Genomic DNA, 14,947 nt, shown 5'->3' on the forward strand with positions numbered 1-14,947 from the left:
AAGTTTATATATCATAATATAATCATGGCTCCCCGAGCTGGGCTCGAACCAGCGACCTGCGGATTAACAGTCCGTCGCTCTACCAACTGAGCTATCGGGGATCTATAGAATAATTATATACGAAAACAAACTTATTTGTCACTAAATTTATAAAATAAATTTAAAATTTATTGGTGCCGGCTAGAGGAGTTGAACCCCCGACCTTCGCATTACAAGTGCGCTGCTCTACCAACTGAGCTAAGCCGGCATTATGCAAGAAATATAATAAATTATAATTCTATTTTATATTATTTTAATATAAATTTACAAATTTTTTAATCTACTAAACGTAACTTAGTTTTGTTTTTTATAGATTTATTTTCTATATTATTTGCTTTTGCTGAAGATTCAATATCAAAATGTAAACCAATTTGGTTTTCATAAGCATAAATTGATATTATATTATCTATATTTATAGATAATAATTCTTTATTACCATTAAATCTAGCTTCAAAGTTAATAAAATGATTATTTATTTCTAAATTATATACAGCTTCTGGATCAATATTAAAAACTATAGAATCTTGATTTTTTAAATATAATGGAATTTGTAAATTTTCGTCTATATATACTAATATATATGGCAAATATTTATTATCTATACACCAATTATATATAGCACGTATTAAATATGGTTTGGTTGTATATTTCATATTATATTTATCTTCGCATTATTTTTTCTGCAGGAGTAAGTGATTCTATGTATGCCTGTCTAGAAAAAATACGTTCAGCATACTTTTGTAATGGAGCAGCATTTTTTGGTAAATTAATACCATAATAATCTAATCTCCATAATAAAGGTGCTATTGAAATATCTAACATAGAAAAATCATCTCCTAACATAAATTTATTTTTAGATAAAATAGGTGCTAATTGAATTAATCCATTTTGAATATTATTTCTTGCTTCTATTGTATCAATGTCATCATTTCTTTTTTCTAATTTATGTATATTAGAAAATAATGTTTTTTCAAAATTATATAAAAATAATCTGACTCTAGCTCTCATAATAGGATCAGAAGGCATCAATTGTGGATGAGGGAATCGTTCATCTATATATTCGTTTATAATATTTGATTCATATAAAACTAAATCTCTCTCAACTAATATAGGAACTTTTCCATAAGGATTCATTATTGAAATATCGTTAGGTTTATTTAATATATCAATATCTTTAATTTCAAAATCCATCCATTTCTCAAATAAAACAAATCTACATCTTTGTGAAAAAGGACAAATAGTCCCAGAATACAGTACCATCATTATGCTTTCCTTTTGATATATATAATATATAATTTATACCATAAAATATCTTTGCCTATATAAATGTAAATTTCTTTCATTTATATAGGATTATCTATGTCAACAAATTGTGTTTCAATGTTTAATTTTTCCATTATATATTGACTTAAAGCTTTTACTCCATATCTTTCTGTAGCATGATGACCAGCACTTATAAATCCTACATTATTTTCTCTAGCTAAATGTACACTTGATTCTGAAATTTCTCCTGTGATATATACATCAGCACCTAACTCTATAGCATCACTAAACATTTTTTGTCCTGCTCCAGTACACCAAGCTATTTTATTTATAATTTTATTTTTTGGGCCAATATATAAAGGTTTTCTATTTAATTTTTTTTCTATTAAGATACATAGATCTTTTATATTATTAATTTTTTTAGAAGTACCAATCCATAATAATCCATTACAATAAGTTAATGGTAATTGATTTTTACATAGAATTGGATGTAAATCGAGTAATTTTGCTAATTGATAATTATTACCTAAAGATATGTGAACGTCTAATGGTAAATGATAAGAAAATATATTTATATTATTTTTTAAAATTAATTTCAAACGATTACGTTTTATTCCTTTTACAACAATATTTTCTTTATAATTTAATAATCCATGATGAGTGATGATAGCATTTGCTTTATTTTTAATAGCTAACTTTATTAATTGCTCATTTAAAGTAACACCAAATAAAATTTTAGAGATATTAGTATCACCTTCTATTTGCATTCCATTAGGAGCATAATCATTTTTTATGCTATTAGAATTTAGAGTATTTTCTAACCAATCTAATAAGTAAAAATTTTTTATATTATACATGAAGATTAAATAACAATATTTTATGGAAATTTGTTTCCACTTATTTCAAAATATTACTATCACTAATAATATGAAAGTGCAAATGCATAATTTCTTGTTTTGCTATAAAACCAGAATTATTTATTAATCTGAATCCATTTATATTACAATGTAATTTAGCAATTTTAGAAATTAATATCATCATTTTACCTAACAATTCTGTATCACTATCATCAATATATTGCATAGATATAATATGCTTTTTTGGTATTAAAAGTATATGAATTTTTGCTATTGGTTTAATATCATTAAAAGCTATAAATTCATCATCTTCGTATACTTTTTCTGAATTAATGATACCTTTAGCTATATTACAGAATAAACAATTATTTTGCATTATGCAACCCAATAATTTAAATTTTTGTTCTACTATTTTTTTCAGTTATACCAGATATTCCTTCTCTACGTTTTAGTTCAACTAAAATATCTTCTGGACGTAATTTATAGTAAGATAATAAAACTAAACAATGAAACCATAAATCAGCCATTTCACTAACTATTTTACTAGAAATATTATCTTTTGCAGCCATTACTAATTCAGTAGATTCTTCACCAATTTTTTTTAAAAATGCATCAGGTCCATTCATAAATAATTGTGATGTATAAGATCCTTTTGTATTTGAATCATTATCTATTTCTGATAATCTAGATTCTAAAATATTAGCTAAATTTGATAATACATCATTGGTATTGATTATTTTATTATTCATTTTTATCCTTTGAAGAATATATTAATTTAGGATCTTTTATTACATTATCCACTATATCCCATATAAATTCATTATTATTTTTTTGTACTAATTTACGAAAAAAACAACTATTACGACCAGTATGACAAGAAATAGAATTAATTTGTTCTACTTGCATTAATATAACATCACCATCGCAATCTAGTCTAATTTCTCTAATTATTTGAAAATTTCCAGATAAATATCCTTTATGCCATATTTGTTTTCTAGATCTTGACCAATAAACAGTATAACCAGTATTTAAAGACTCTTGCAAAGTTTCTATATTCATCCAAGCTGACATTAATAATATCTTACTATTAATATCCTGAATAATTACTTGTATTAATCCATTTTCATCAAATTTAATTTCATTTAACCACTCCTGTTGATTTTTATCATTTTTGTACATATGGTTATATCCTTACACAAATATTATTATTTTGCATAAATTTTTTACAATCATATATAGAATATTGACCAAAATGAAAAATACTTGCAGCAAGTATAGCATCAGCATGCCCTAATAAGACTCCATCTACAATATGCTGTAAATTTCCTACCCCACCAGAAGCAATTATTGGAACATTAGTAACTTTTGATATTTTACTTATTAATTCAATATCAAAACCTGATTTTGTACCATCTCTATCCATACTTGTTAATAATATTTCTCCGGCTCCTAAATCAGTGACTTTTTTTGCCCACTTTATAGCATCTAATCCAGTAGCATAACGCCCTCCATGAGTAAAAACTTCCCATCTATCTTGTTCATTACTTTTAGAAACTTTACGTGCATCTATAGCAATTGTTACACACTGAGAACCATAATAATTTGTTGCTTCTGAAATTAAATTAGGGTTTAATATTGCAGCACTGTTAATACTAACTTTATCAGCTCCAGAATTTAATAATTTTTTAATATCAGATATTTCTTTAATTCCACCACCTACAGTTAATGGTATAAAAACTTGAGAAGCAACTTTTTCTATAATATGAAAGATTAAATCTTTTTTTTCATGAGTTGCTGTAATATCTAAAAATGTTAATTCATCAGCACCGGAATCATTATATCTTTTTGCTATTTCTACAGGATCACCAGCATCTTTTAAGTTAATAAAATTTATACCTTTAACTACCCTTCCATTAGCTACATCTAAACATGGAATTATTCTGCATGATAAATTACTTTTATTAACTATATTATTCAATTTATTCATTTTGATAGATCATCTGCTAATTTTTGAGCTTCTTGAAAATTCAAAGTGCCTTCATATACACTTCGACCAAGTATAGCGCCACTAATACCATCATCCTTGGCAGAACATAGTAATTTTATATCATCTAAATTTACTATACCACCAGAAGCAAATACTGGAATTTTTACATGTTTTGCTAACTTAGATGTTGATTCAATATTAACACCAGATAACATACCATCTCTGCTTATATCTGTATATATAATAGCTTCACAACCATAATCTTCAAATTTTTTAGCTATATCCAATATATTATGACGTGTTAATTTACTCCATCCATCAATAGCTATTTTATCATTGTTAGCATCTAAGCCAACAATAATTTTACCGGGAAAAGCTGCACATGCATCATGTAAAAATCCAGGATTTTTAATTGCTGCTGTACCTATTATAATATATGAAATACCTAAATCTAAGTAATATTCTATAGTATTGAGCTCTCTAATACCACCACCTAATTGTATAGGAATTTCATTATCAATATTTTTTATAATATTCTTAATAGCTATATTATTTTTAGGCTTTCCTGAAACAGCTCCATCCAAATCTACAATATGTAGTCTTTTAGCTCCTTTGTTGCACCAATCTAAAGCCATTAAATGAGGTTCTTCAGAAAATATTGTAACATTGTCAAGTTTGCCTTGACGTAAGCGAACACATTGTCCATCTTTAAGATCAATTGCTGGAATTAATAACATAATTTTATATTTTATTAAAAGTTAATTATAAGGTATTTTTATACTATCTAATATTTTATGGCTGCCACTCAATAAAATTTTTATATAACATTAAGCCATAATTAGAACTTTTTTCTGGGTGAAATTGGGTTGCAAAAACATTATCTTTTATAATTGCAGATGCAAAAGTAATGCCATAAGAAGAAGTACTAGCTATTATAGAAGATTCTTCTGGTATTACGTAATAACTATGAATAAAATAAAAAAATTCATTATTTGGAATACCTTTCCACATATGATGTTTAACATTTTGTTGTACTGTATTCCAACCCATATGTGGTACTTTTAATTTTATATCATTATTTAAAAATAAATTATTACTACGAAAATGTTTTACTATTCCTGGTAAAAAATTTAGACAATGAACATCTCCTTCTTCACTTTTACTAAATAACATTTGTTGTCCAACACATATTCCAAATAATGGTTTATTTTTTAATATATTTAATATGGAATCCAATAAATCATAATTTTTCAAATTTAACATACAGTCACGCATAGCACCTTGACCTGGTAGTATGATTTTATCTGCTTTTTCTATATCTTGTTTTTTACTACTAATAACAATATTTGTATGTGAAGATACATGATTTACTGCTCTGGCTATGGAATGCAAATTACCCATACCATAATTTACTATAACTATATTGGTTGATTTCATTATTCTTGTCTATTTTATATTTATAAAATACCTTTAGTAGATGGTACTAAATCGATAATTTTTTCGTCAACAGCAACAGCCATCTTTAGCGATCTACCAAAAGCTTTAAAAATAGTTTCAATTTGATGATGAACATTATCACCCTTAATATTATCAATATGTAAAGTTAGCAGCGCATGATTAACTAATCCTTGAAAAAATTCTTTTATAAGATCAACATCAAATTTACCTACAAGTGAACGTTTAAAATCTACTTTGTAATATAATCCAGGACGCCCAGACAAGTCAACTACTACTCTTGAAAGTGATTCATCTAGTGGTATATATGCATAACCATATCTATTAATACCTGATTTATATCCTATAGATTTTTTTAAAGCCATACCTAAGGTAATTCCAATATCCTCTACTGTATGATGATAATCTATGTCTATATCACCTTTAGCTTGAATTTCAATATCAAATTGTCCATGTAAAGCAATTTGCTCTATCATATGATTTAAGAAAGGTATGCCAGTTGATATATTTTTTTTTCCTGTACCATCTATATTAATAATGATTTTGACATTAGATTCACTAGTTACACGATGAATTTCAGATATACGCATAATAATTGTTTATTTATTAAAATTAATAATTTATTCTATAATGAGCACTAAGAGCATGTGCTTGTAAACCTTCTTCTTGTGCTAAACTGTTTGCTATTTTTCCTAATTCATTCGCACCATTAGGAGATACATTAATAAAACTAGAACGTTTTTGAAAATCATATACTCCTAAAGGAGATGAAAATCTAGAAGTTCTTGAAGTAGGTAATACATGATTTGGTCCAGCACAATAATCACCTAATGATTCAGAAGAAAATTTACCTAAAAATATAGATCCAGCATGCTTGATAAATTTCATTAATTCGTTAGGAAATTCTGTAGATATTTCTAAGTGCTCTGGAGCAATAAAATTAGAAATATTACAAGCTTGTTCTAAATTTTCTACTAAAATTAATAATCCTCTATTATATAAACTAGAAGCAATTATTTCTTTGCGAGGCATGTTAGGTAAAAGTTCCTTTATTTTAGCTTCTATTTTATTCAGATATTGTATGTCTGGGCATAATAATATAGATTGTGCTAGCTCATCATGTTCTGCTTGTGAAAATAAATCCATAACAATCCATTCAATAGGTGTCTTACCATCACAAATAATAAGTATTTCACTAGGGCCTGCTATCATATCAATACCAACTTTGCCAAAGACTTGTCTTTTTGCTTCTGCTACATAGCTATTTCCTGGACCTACTATCTTATCTACAGCAGGTATTAAATTAGTACCATATGTTAATGCAGCTATTGCTTGCGCTCCTCCTATAGTAAACAATCTGTCTACATTACTTAAAAAAGCTGCGGATAATACTAATGAATTTATTATTCCATTTGTGGCTGGTGAGACCATAATTAATTCATTTACACCAGCTACTTTAGCTGGAATAGCATTCATCATAACTGACGAAGGATATGCTGCTTTACCACCAGGAACATATAATCCTACTTTTTCTAATGGAGATATTCTTTGACCTAATATATTGTCATATTCGTCTTTATAACTCCATGAATTCATTATTTGTTTTTGATGATATTGTTTTATTCTTTCTGCTGCTTTTTCTAAATTACTTCTTTGCTCTAATTTTAAATTATCAAAAGCTTCTTTCCATTTAATTTTTTGAATTTCTAATAAATCTACTGATTTAATATTTAATCTATCATATTTATTAGTATATTCTAATAAAGATAGATCACCTTTTTCTTTTATATCTGAAAGTATTTTAGACACTGCAATAGTAATTTGGTTATTTTGTTGAGTATCTATATTTAGTAATTTAGCTAAATCTAATTTGAAATTAGGATCTTTAGCAGATAATCGATTGATAATTTTCATAATTGAGCTTTTATAATCTATTTTTATAATAAATGGTTAAATAGTTGCTTTTGCAAATACTTCTAAAAATGGTCTCAAATGTTTTTCATTATTTTTCAAAGAAGCTCTATTTACAACTAACCGAGAAGATACTGTCATAATTTCTTCTACTTCTATTAAATTATTAGCTTTTAATGTGTTACCTGTTGATACTAAATCTACTATTGCATCAGCAAGACCTACTAAAGGGGCTAATTCCATAGAGCCATATAATTTTATTAAGTCTATATATACTCCCTTTTTTGCAAAATGTTCTCTAGCTGATTTAGTATATTTAGTAGCTACTCTTAATCTTGCTCCTTGTTTTACCATTTCATGATAATTGAATCCATTTTTTACTGCTACAGCTAATTTACATTTAGCAATATTTAAATCAATTGGTTGATATAAAGTACCTGATGGATATGATTCATGTTCAAGCAATACATCTTTACCTGCTATACCAAAATCAGCTGCACCGTATTGAACATATGTTGGAACATCGGAAGCTCTAACTATTATCAATCTTAATTTTGGATTATTAGTATTCAATATCAATTTTCTAGAAGTTTCTGGATCATCATGTATGATGACACCTGCATCAGTTAAAAATGGTATTGTTTCTTTAAAAATACGACCTTTAGACAAAGCTAATGTTAATATATTATTAACATTTTTCATATCAATCCTCATCATAAATTATACGTTTGATATCTGCACCAATAGAATTTAATTTAAATTCCATATTTTCATAACCCCTATCAAGATGATAGATGTCTTCTATTAATGTTTCTCCTTTAGCTGATAATCCAGCGATAATAAGACTAGCAGATGCTCTAAGATCTGTAGCTAATACATTTGTACCAGATAAATAATTTACACCATATATAGTTGCTTTATTTCCATTTATATCTATATTAGCTCCTAATCTACATAATTCTTGTGCATGCATAAAACGATTTTCAAATATATTTTCAATAATTAAAGATTTACCTTTTGCAACGGTACTTAAAGCCATTAATTGTGCTTGCATATCTGTTGGAATGCCAGGATATATGTCAGTTTCAAAATTTATAGGTAAAGGTTTATCAAACATTTGACATCTAATCCAATTATCTCCTGTAGATATATTTAAACCAGCTGACCTCAATATTGAAATAGTAGCTTTCATTTCTAATGGATTAACATTTTTTAATAAAATATCACCTTTTGTAGCACCTACAGCACACATAAATGTACCTGCTTCTATTCTATCTGAAGATATTTTATATGAAACTCCATGCAAAGAATGTACTCCATCTATAATAATTTTTGGAGTGCCATGTCCATAAATTTTAGCTCCAATTTGAATAAGAAAATTTGCAAGATCTACTATTTCTGGCTCACAAGCTGCATTTTCTATTATTGTAGTACCTTCAGCAAGAACAGCCGCCATCATGATATTTTCAGTACCAGTTACAGAAACTATATTATTTTTAATAGTACAACCTTTTAATTTATTACATTTAGCAATTATAAATCCATGATCAATACAAATCTTAGCTCCCATTTTTTTTAAGGCAGAAATATGTTGATCTACAGGTCTTTGTCCAATAGCGCACCCACCTGGTAAACTAACTTTCACTTCACCAAATCTAGTTAATAATGGACCTAAAGATAGAATAGATGCTCTCATTTTTTTAACTAATTCATATGGTGCATCTAAACTAATTAATGAATTAGATTCTAAACACACTGAATGTTGATCATAATATTGAATTTTTGAACCAAAATGTTTTAATAATTTTAGAGATATATTAACATCTTGTAATTTAGGAATATTATTTATTAGAATTGGTTTATGAGAAAGTAAAGTTGCAAATATTATAGGTAAAGCTGCATTCTTAGAACCAGAAATTGATATTTCACCATTTAAATCTTTGTTACCATTTATTAATAATTTTTCCATTAGATTTTTTCATATATTCGTTCATTGTGTATGTTTTTAATGATAAAGAATGTATTTCTTTACTATCTATCATATGTTTTAAGATATTGTAAACCATAGTATGACGCTCTATTAAAGACTTTTTTTCAAATAATTGACTTATTATTACTATAGATACATTTGCATCATAATTTGTTACATTTATACTACTATTAGTAAATTTAAGTGAAATTATCTTTTTTATGTTTTCAGAAATATGATTGTTATCATTCATTTGATATTAATTTTTTAATTTGTTACCATAAGATAATAGTAAAATAGCATATATAAATAAAATTATAAAAATACTAGTAGCAATTAATAAGCTTATCCATGGTGACGTATCAGATTTTAATAAAAATCCATATCTAAACCCATCGATTATATAAAAAATTGGATTTAAAGTAGATAATTGTTGCCAAAATTTTGGTAAAGTACCTTTTATATAAAAAACACCTGAAAGCATAGTTAATGGTGTTATTAAAAAATTTTGAAAAGCTGCTAATTGATCATATTTTTCTGTATAAATGCCAGCTATTATGCCTAATATTCCCATTATCCCGCTTGCTAAAATAGAAAAACTCAACACCCAGTAAATATTATGAATATAAATATTATTATATATTAGATAAGATGTAAAAAATACGCATACACCTACTATAATTCCACGTACTATTGCTGCTAATAAATATGCTAATAATATTTCTATATTTGTCAAAGGAGTAATCAAAATAAAAATTAAATTACCTGATATTTTACTTTGCAAAATAGAAGAAGATGGATTAGAAAAAGCATTTTGCATAATAGTCATAATAATCAATCCAGGAATAATAAAATTCAAATAACCTACGCTATCATATATAATTTTATCATTCAATACTTGTGAAAAAATTAATAAATAAAGCATAGCATTCATTATAGGAGCTGCTATTGTTTGAAAACTTACTTTATAAAATCTTAACAGTTCTTTATTCAATAAAGTTATAAATCCAAAATGATATTTATCATAATTAGAATATGATATTTGCTTAACCATATATATCCCTTGTATTTTTATATAAAGTGTTATTGAGTTATTTTTGTAAAAAATTGATCTAAATCTTTACTGTTAGAGTTTATAATTAATGAATCTATTTTATCTAATGCAATAATATTACCTTTTTTCAAAATTGCTATTCTATTACATAAAGATTCTGCTTCTTCTAGATAATGAGTAGTTAATAGTATTGTATGACCATTTTTGTTTAATTTTACAATAAAATCCCATAATGTTTTTCGTAAATTAATATCTACTCCTGCAGTAGGTTCATCTAATATGATTATTGGGGGTTTATGTACTAGTGCTTGAGCTACTAATACCCTTCTTTTCATTCCACCAGATAAATACCTCATATTGGTATATGATTTTTCAGCTAATCCTAAATTTTCTAATATTTCTTTTATCCATTTATCGTTATTTTTTATTCCAAAATATCCAGATTGCAATTTTAGTGTTTCTATAACATTAAAAAAAGGGTCAAAAACTAATTCTTGAGGCACAATACCAATTAACCTTCTTATTATTTTATGATTTTTAGATAAATCATATCCACATACTGAAATTTGACCTTTTGTATATTTAATTAAGCCTGCTAATATAGATATTAAAGTTGTTTTTCCTGCACCATTTGGACCTAATAATCCAAAAAATTCTCCTTGTTCAATTTTTAAATTAATATTATTTAATACATAATTAATATCTTTTGAAGTATTTTTATGAAAAATTTTTCTTATAGCAGAATTTGTTTGGTATGTTTTAAAAACATTTTGGATATTTAAAGCTATCATAATTTATTTTAAAAATATTATTAATTATTTTTATTTAGTTGGTTAATCAAATTTTCTACATTTGTTGTTTGTAAAATTTGTTTAAACTGATTTTTATAGCTTTCAACAAGCCATATACCTTCTATATTAACATCATATATTTTCCATGTATTTTTATCTTTTTCTATTCTATAACCTACTTTTAATGTAGATGCTTTATTTTGAATAACTAAAGTTCTAATAATAACATCTGAAAGATTATTTGATCTATTAGGAAAAATTTTAATCTCTGTATGATTATTAATCTTAGAAATTGCACCACTATATGCAACTATCAATGTATTACGAAAAGCTTTTGATAGTTCTATTTTTTGATTAGTATTCATATTTTCCCAATATTTACCTGAAGCTAATCTAGTACTTTTTTCGAAATTAATGTATGGTAATATATATTTTTCTACAATCCTTTTTTTATCTTCATTATCTATTTTATGATTCTTTTTTAGTTCAAAAAGTGCTGGATTTATAACATTTGCTATAAACTGTTCTGGTTGTAATGATTTTTCAGAATTATTAGCATTTGCGATTCCAAATAAACATGTAATCATGCAAATAGTTAAAATGATTAAAGGTAATCTATTTTTTATATACTTGATAGCAATTAATTTTTTTTTTAAATCCATAATAATTTTTTTCATTGATTTTATATATATTTAATCTGTATATTCGACAGAATTATTTTTAAATTTATCCAATATGAAAGAGTCACGATATTGAAAATATGAATCTCTTATTAAACTATATTTATCAAGAGCAATTAGATTAATAAGTTTAGTTTTATTATTTATTTTTTCTCGTTCATTTAAAAAATATAAAGTTTTAATGTAATTCATATTACAGTGATTATTATAGTAACATATGTAATTTTCACCAAATGTACTTATAAACAAGCTACCCATTAACCCTAATCCATCTCTAACAGAACAAGGTCCTAATATTGGTAAAACTAGATAAGGTCCTTGTTTTATTCCCCATACTGCTAGTGTAATACCAAAATCATTATGATATTTAAAAGAACCATTAGATGATGCTATATCAAAAACACCACCTAATCCCATAGTAGTATTTAGCATAAATCTTCCTAAACTATTTGATCCCTCTAATCCATGGCCTTGCAATATGAAATTAAATGCAGACCACAAATCATCAATATTACTAAAAAAATTGTTAATACCTTGACGAGCTAGTTTTGGCATAAAGTATGTATAATTATTAGTAATTGGACAAACTAAATTTTTGTCTAATTTTTCGTTAAATTTGTCAATTACTCTATTATATTTTTCAAAAGGATCTATATTATCCTGATTTATAGAACATCCAGATATTATTAAATAACATGAAATTAATAGAAACTTTAATATTTTCGTTCTATATTTTTTAATATTCATACTTAATATTCCATATATCACAAAAATATTTTTGATTTTTTATAAAAAAACATTTTATTTAGATATTGAAGAATAAATTAACTTACCAATTAATTCTTCTAATACAATTGAACTTTGTGTATAAATAATTTCATCATTATCTGATAGTAATTCAGTGCTTTCTCCATAACTTAAACCAACATATTGTTCTCCTAATAATCCAGATGTAAAAATATTTGCTGAAGTATCTTTAGAAAATTTATATTGATTTTCTATTTTCATAATAACTAAAGCTTGACATAGTTCTTGATCTAATTTTATGTTAGACACTCGACCAACAATGACACCTGAACATTTTACTGGAGAATTTTTCCTTAAATTACCAATATTATCAAATTTAGCATTTATTGTGTATGTTGATTTTAATGATAAACTTTTATAACTACTTACTTTAATAAATAAAAATATAATAGATATTATACCTATTACTATGAAAATACCTACAAATAAATCTGTTTTTTGTTTTGACATATTAAAATTTTAAATTAGTTAATAAACATTATAGTAGTAAGTAATAAATCTAATACTAATATATAAAGTGATCCAATAATTACAGTTTTAGTAGTTGCTAGCGCAACTCCTGAAGGACTATGCTTAGATTTCATTCCTTCAAATAAAGTAGTAAATAATATAGCAAAACCAAAAATTATACTTTTTATTAAGCTATTTAATATATCACGTGAATCTATACCTTCTTGCATTAATGTCCAAAACATTGAGTTATCTATTTCAAAAAATAATACACCTATTATCCAACCGCCTAAAATACCAATTACATTAAATATAGATACTAATATTGGGATTGAAATAATCCCAGCTAAAAATCTTGGGGCTAATATTCTTTTTATTGGATTAATAGACATGATTTCCATTGCTGAAATTTGCTCTCCAATCTGCATTAAACCTATTTCTGCTGTTATAGAAGTGCCAGCCCTACCTGTAAATAATAATGATGTTATAACAGGTCCAAGCTCTCTAATTAAAGATAATCCAACAACTAATCCTAAAGTTTGCTCAGCTCCATAACGTTTTAGATGATGATATCCTTGTAAACCTAATACAAGACCCACAAATAATCCTGATGCTGATATAATAGATATAGATTTATTACCTATAAAAAAAATTTGGTCTATAATAAGTTTAGGTCGACTAATTATAATGTGACAATTTAACATAATAGTTAATAAAAATTTAATACGCTCATGAATATACATGTATGCAAATATTATTTTTTTTTTTAAAAACGATATTATTGTTTTTAATATTTTAATCATAGTTCTCAATAATTCCTTCGTCCAATAACCATTTTTCAAATGCATAAGTTTTTGGGTATTCAAATTGAATAGGGCCATTATCTTTTCCCATTAAAAATTGTATAACATATGGATCACTAGAATTTAATAAACTTTTAGGTGTACCGCTAGCTATAAAATTTCCATGACCTATTATATGTACATTATCTGCTATAGATAATGATTCATTAACATTATGAGTAATCATAATAGAAGCACACCCTAATTCATCTGATAATGATCTTATCAATTTAGCAATAATACCAACAGATATAGGATCTAATCCTGAAAATGGTTCATCATAAAATATTAATTCTGGCTCTAAAATTATTGCCCTTGCTAGTGCAACTCTTTTAATCATACCACCAGATAAAGATGAAATATTTAAATGTGCTGCATGTTTTAGTCCTACTTTTTCTAGTTTATTGAATGTGATATCACACATGTTTTTATATGTAAGATATTTACACTCTTTTAATGGAAACATAACATTATCAAATACATTTAAATCTGTAAATAATGCTCCATGTTGAAATAGTACACCAATTTTTTTTCTTAATTGATTTAATTCAGAAAGTGAAATATTACTTATATTTTTATTAAAAATACTTATAATTCCTTTTTGAGCTAATATCTGTCCAGTTGCTGCACGCAGCAAAGTAGTTTTACCTGATCCTGAAGATCCCATAATAGCCATTACTTTGCCAGGCTCTATATTGATATTTATTTTTTCTAAAATTGGTATATCATTATATCCTATTGATACATTATCAAAGGTTAATATTGATTTAGAATTTTTACTGTTATTCTTTGACATAAAAAGATAATAAGTATTTAAATATATAATTTAATAGTTAATTAAT

Annotated in this window: 21 protein-coding genes and 2 tRNA genes; all 23 read right to left on the reverse strand. The window is 25.7% G+C overall.

What is annotated here, in order from left to right; all coding sequences use genetic code 11:
- Positions 1 to 25 precede the first annotated feature (25 nt).
- A tRNA-Asn gene (locus CKSOR_RS00060) sits at positions 26 to 101 on the reverse strand.
- Between the two features lie 70 nt (positions 102 to 171).
- A tRNA-Thr gene (locus CKSOR_RS00065) sits at positions 172 to 247 on the reverse strand.
- A gap of 67 nt (positions 248 to 314) precedes the next feature.
- The gene (locus CKSOR_RS00070; RefSeq protein ID WP_108673584.1) at positions 315 to 692 is read right to left on the reverse strand and encodes a ClpXP protease specificity-enhancing factor SspB; all 378 of its coding nucleotides are present in this window, start codon (positions 690 to 692) and stop codon (positions 315 to 317) included.
- 7 nt (positions 693 to 699) lie between these two features.
- Complete coding sequence (locus tag CKSOR_RS00075) at positions 700 to 1,302, reverse strand: glutathione S-transferase N-terminal domain-containing protein (protein WP_108673585.1); 603 nt, start codon at positions 1,300 to 1,302, stop codon at positions 700 to 702.
- An 80-nt stretch (positions 1,303 to 1,382) separates the two neighbouring features.
- Entirely contained in the window at positions 1,383 to 2,159 is a 777-nt protein-coding gene (locus CKSOR_RS00080; protein WP_108673586.1) for a Nif3-like dinuclear metal center hexameric protein, read from the reverse strand.
- Positions 2,160 to 2,199: 40 nt separating this feature from the next.
- Positions 2,200 to 2,535 (reverse strand): HIT domain-containing protein, encoded by a 336-nt coding sequence (locus tag CKSOR_RS00085; protein ID WP_108673587.1) that lies wholly within the window; start codon positions 2,533 to 2,535, stop codon positions 2,200 to 2,202.
- Positions 2,536 to 2,551: 16 nt separating this feature from the next.
- Positions 2,552 to 2,908 (reverse strand): phosphoribosyl-ATP diphosphatase, encoded by a 357-nt coding sequence (locus CKSOR_RS00090; RefSeq protein ID WP_108673588.1) that lies wholly within the window; start codon positions 2,906 to 2,908, stop codon positions 2,552 to 2,554.
- The gene (gene hisI / locus CKSOR_RS00095) at positions 2,901 to 3,338 is read right to left on the reverse strand and encodes a phosphoribosyl-AMP cyclohydrolase (RefSeq protein WP_108673589.1); all 438 of its coding nucleotides are present in this window, start codon (positions 3,336 to 3,338) and stop codon (positions 2,901 to 2,903) included. Before hisI ends, CKSOR_RS00090 begins: the two co-directional genes overlap by 8 nt.
- A gap of 4 nt (positions 3,339 to 3,342) precedes the next feature.
- Positions 3,343 to 4,146, reverse strand: coding sequence for an imidazole glycerol phosphate synthase subunit HisF (gene hisF, locus CKSOR_RS00100; RefSeq protein ID WP_108673590.1), 804 nt, complete (start codon positions 4,144 to 4,146; stop codon positions 3,343 to 3,345).
- A complete protein-coding gene (gene hisA / locus CKSOR_RS00105) occupies positions 4,143 to 4,883 on the reverse strand; it encodes a 1-(5-phosphoribosyl)-5-[(5-phosphoribosylamino)methylideneamino]imidazole-4-carboxamide isomerase (RefSeq protein ID WP_108673591.1) in 741 nt (246 codons plus the stop codon). The genes hisF and hisA overlap by 4 nt, the downstream gene beginning before the upstream one ends.
- Positions 4,884 to 4,938: 55 nt before the next feature.
- Positions 4,939 to 5,583: an imidazole glycerol phosphate synthase subunit HisH gene (gene hisH / locus CKSOR_RS00110; protein WP_108673592.1), complete on the reverse strand. Its 645-nt coding sequence runs from the start codon at positions 5,581 to 5,583 to the stop codon at positions 4,939 to 4,941.
- Positions 5,584 to 5,603: 20 nt separating this feature from the next.
- Entirely contained in the window at positions 5,604 to 6,191 is a 588-nt protein-coding gene (gene hisB / locus CKSOR_RS00115; protein WP_108673593.1) for an imidazoleglycerol-phosphate dehydratase HisB, read from the reverse strand.
- 22 nt (positions 6,192 to 6,213) lie between these two features.
- A complete protein-coding gene (gene hisD / locus CKSOR_RS00120; protein ID WP_108673594.1) occupies positions 6,214 to 7,515 on the reverse strand; it encodes a histidinol dehydrogenase in 1,302 nt (433 codons plus the stop codon).
- A 36-nt stretch (positions 7,516 to 7,551) separates the two neighbouring features.
- A complete protein-coding gene (gene hisG / locus CKSOR_RS00125) occupies positions 7,552 to 8,214 on the reverse strand; it encodes an ATP phosphoribosyltransferase (RefSeq protein ID WP_108673595.1) in 663 nt (220 codons plus the stop codon).
- 1 nt (position 8,215) lies between these two features.
- Entirely contained in the window at positions 8,216 to 9,481 is a 1,266-nt protein-coding gene (murA, locus tag CKSOR_RS00130; protein ID WP_108673596.1) for a UDP-N-acetylglucosamine 1-carboxyvinyltransferase, read from the reverse strand.
- Entirely contained in the window at positions 9,456 to 9,734 is a 279-nt protein-coding gene (locus CKSOR_RS00135; RefSeq protein ID WP_108673597.1) for a BolA/IbaG family iron-sulfur metabolism protein, read from the reverse strand. Before CKSOR_RS00135 ends, murA begins: the two co-directional genes overlap by 26 nt.
- A 6-nt stretch (positions 9,735 to 9,740) precedes the next feature.
- The gene (locus CKSOR_RS00140) at positions 9,741 to 10,535 is read right to left on the reverse strand and encodes an ABC transporter permease (RefSeq protein ID WP_108673598.1); all 795 of its coding nucleotides are present in this window, start codon (positions 10,533 to 10,535) and stop codon (positions 9,741 to 9,743) included.
- A gap of 29 nt (positions 10,536 to 10,564) precedes the next feature.
- Complete coding sequence (locus CKSOR_RS00145; protein WP_108673599.1) at positions 10,565 to 11,326, reverse strand: ABC transporter ATP-binding protein; 762 nt, start codon at positions 11,324 to 11,326, stop codon at positions 10,565 to 10,567.
- Between the two features lie 20 nt (positions 11,327 to 11,346).
- Positions 11,347 to 12,003, reverse strand: a complete 657-nt coding sequence (locus tag CKSOR_RS00150; RefSeq protein ID WP_108673600.1) for an MlaC/ttg2D family ABC transporter substrate-binding protein — start codon at positions 12,001 to 12,003, stop codon at positions 11,347 to 11,349.
- 15 nt (positions 12,004 to 12,018) lie between these two features.
- Complete coding sequence (locus tag CKSOR_RS00155; RefSeq protein WP_108673601.1) at positions 12,019 to 12,753, reverse strand: MlaA family lipoprotein; 735 nt, start codon at positions 12,751 to 12,753, stop codon at positions 12,019 to 12,021.
- Between the two features lie 54 nt (positions 12,754 to 12,807).
- Positions 12,808 to 13,263, reverse strand: a complete 456-nt coding sequence (gene mlaD / locus CKSOR_RS00160) for an outer membrane lipid asymmetry maintenance protein MlaD (protein ID WP_108673602.1) — start codon at positions 13,261 to 13,263, stop codon at positions 12,808 to 12,810.
- Between the two features lie 14 nt (positions 13,264 to 13,277).
- Positions 13,278 to 14,066 (reverse strand): MlaE family lipid ABC transporter permease subunit, encoded by a 789-nt coding sequence (locus CKSOR_RS00165; protein ID WP_161539530.1) that lies wholly within the window; start codon positions 14,064 to 14,066, stop codon positions 13,278 to 13,280.
- Positions 14,059 to 14,901 (reverse strand): ABC transporter ATP-binding protein, encoded by an 843-nt coding sequence (locus CKSOR_RS00170; RefSeq protein ID WP_108673604.1) that lies wholly within the window; start codon positions 14,899 to 14,901, stop codon positions 14,059 to 14,061. The genes CKSOR_RS00165 and CKSOR_RS00170 overlap by 8 nt, the downstream gene beginning before the upstream one ends.
- Positions 14,902 to 14,947: the final 46 nt, after the last annotated feature.

It is taken from the genome of Candidatus Kinetoplastibacterium sorsogonicusi (genome assembly GCF_003072465.1).
GTDB lineage: Bacteria > Pseudomonadota > Gammaproteobacteria > Burkholderiales > Burkholderiaceae_B > Kinetoplastidibacterium > Kinetoplastidibacterium kentomonadis.

Excerpts from the sequence above, each read along its gene's own strand:
- CKSOR_RS00070 (WP_108673584.1), bottom strand. The coding sequence starts at position 692 with ATGAAATATACAACCAAACCATATTTAATACGTGCTATATATAATTGG.
- CKSOR_RS00075 (WP_108673585.1), bottom strand. The coding sequence starts at position 1,302 with ATGATGGTACTGTATTCTGGGACTATTTGTCCTTTTTCACAAAGATGT.
- CKSOR_RS00080 (WP_108673586.1), bottom strand. The coding sequence starts at position 2,159 with ATGTATAATATAAAAAATTTTTACTTATTAGATTGGTTAGAAAATACT.
- CKSOR_RS00085 (WP_108673587.1), bottom strand. The coding sequence starts at position 2,535 with ATGCAAAATAATTGTTTATTCTGTAATATAGCTAAAGGTATCATTAAT.
- CKSOR_RS00090 (WP_108673588.1), bottom strand. The coding sequence starts at position 2,908 with ATGAATAATAAAATAATCAATACCAATGATGTATTATCAAATTTAGCT.
- hisI (WP_108673589.1), bottom strand. The coding sequence starts at position 3,338 with ATGTACAAAAATGATAAAAATCAACAGGAGTGGTTAAATGAAATTAAA.
- hisF (WP_108673590.1), bottom strand. The coding sequence starts at position 4,146 with ATGAATAAATTGAATAATATAGTTAATAAAAGTAATTTATCATGCAGA.
- hisA (WP_108673591.1), bottom strand. The coding sequence starts at position 4,883 with ATGTTATTAATTCCAGCAATTGATCTTAAAGATGGACAATGTGTTCGC.
- hisH (WP_108673592.1), bottom strand. The coding sequence starts at position 5,583 with ATGAAATCAACCAATATAGTTATAGTAAATTATGGTATGGGTAATTTG.
- hisB (WP_108673593.1), bottom strand. The coding sequence starts at position 6,191 with ATGCGTATATCTGAAATTCATCGTGTAACTAGTGAATCTAATGTCAAA.
- hisD (WP_108673594.1), bottom strand. The coding sequence starts at position 7,515 with ATGAAAATTATCAATCGATTATCTGCTAAAGATCCTAATTTCAAATTA.
- hisG (WP_108673595.1), bottom strand. The coding sequence starts at position 8,214 with ATGAAAAATGTTAATAATATATTAACATTAGCTTTGTCTAAAGGTCGT.
- murA (WP_108673596.1), bottom strand. The coding sequence starts at position 9,481 with ATGGAAAAATTATTAATAAATGGTAACAAAGATTTAAATGGTGAAATA.
- CKSOR_RS00135 (WP_108673597.1), bottom strand. The coding sequence starts at position 9,734 with ATGAATGATAACAATCATATTTCTGAAAACATAAAAAAGATAATTTCA.
- CKSOR_RS00140 (WP_108673598.1), bottom strand. The coding sequence starts at position 10,535 with ATGGTTAAGCAAATATCATATTCTAATTATGATAAATATCATTTTGGA.
- CKSOR_RS00145 (WP_108673599.1), bottom strand. The coding sequence starts at position 11,326 with ATGATAGCTTTAAATATCCAAAATGTTTTTAAAACATACCAAACAAAT.
- CKSOR_RS00150 (WP_108673600.1), bottom strand. The coding sequence starts at position 12,003 with ATGAAAAAAATTATTATGGATTTAAAAAAAAAATTAATTGCTATCAAG.
- CKSOR_RS00155 (WP_108673601.1), bottom strand. The coding sequence starts at position 12,753 with ATGAATATTAAAAAATATAGAACGAAAATATTAAAGTTTCTATTAATT.
- mlaD (WP_108673602.1), bottom strand. The coding sequence starts at position 13,263 with ATGTCAAAACAAAAAACAGATTTATTTGTAGGTATTTTCATAGTAATA.
- CKSOR_RS00165 (WP_161539530.1), bottom strand. The coding sequence starts at position 14,066 with ATGATTAAAATATTAAAAACAATAATATCGTTTTTAAAAAAAAAAATA.
- CKSOR_RS00170 (WP_108673604.1), bottom strand. The coding sequence starts at position 14,901 with ATGTCAAAGAATAACAGTAAAAATTCTAAATCAATATTAACCTTTGAT.